Origin of the sequence: Streptomyces xylophagus (genome assembly GCF_000716435.1) — a bacterium.
In the GTDB taxonomy this organism is placed as follows: Bacteria; Actinomycetota; Actinomycetes; order Streptomycetales; family Streptomycetaceae; genus Streptomyces; species Streptomyces xylophagus.
This window is the reverse complement of the sequence record NZ_JNWO01000141.1, coordinates 1-459: the sequence shown is the minus strand read 5'-3', so window position 1 is coordinate 459 and position 459 is coordinate 1. Positions and strand designations below refer to the sequence as shown.

Annotated in this window: 1 protein-coding gene; it reads left to right on the top strand. The window is 65.6% G+C overall.

Annotated features, from left to right (window positions below):
* Window positions 1-198 precede the first annotated feature (198 nt).
* Window positions 199-420, top strand: a complete 222-nt coding sequence (locus OO70_RS50680; RefSeq protein ID WP_030498359.1) for a winged helix-turn-helix domain-containing protein — start codon at window positions 199-201, stop codon at window positions 418-420.
* Window positions 421-459: the final 39 nt, after the last annotated feature.

Sequence of the window (459 nt, the reverse complement as noted above, 5' to 3'; positions counted from 1 at the left end):
CTCTGAACGAGGGGATTGGGTGGGCCCGGGTCGCCCCTTGAGATGACCCGGGCCCTGCGGGCGCCACCTAGTTTTGCCAGCCAGGGGGCACTCCCACGCCCGACGCTAGGTCACAGTGTGCACACAGTCAACTGTGTGGTTGAGGTGACCAGGGCCTTGTGATCAAATCGGCGAGCCAGCCAGGGAGATCACTTCACCATGCCCATACCCATGTCGTACGACGACATCGCCCAAGACCTCACCAACCGGATCGACTCCGGCGAGTACCCGCCCGGAAGCCAGCTACCGACGCTCGCCACGATGGCCCGGCTGTACTCGGTCAGCGTGTCGACGATCCAGCGCGCCCTGACGATCCTCAAGGCCAGGGGTGTGGTCGTGTCGTCGCCGGGTCGGGCGATCTACGTGGCGGAGAAGGACTGAGACAGCACGAAACGGCGCCGGCTTCCCGTGGTGGGAGGC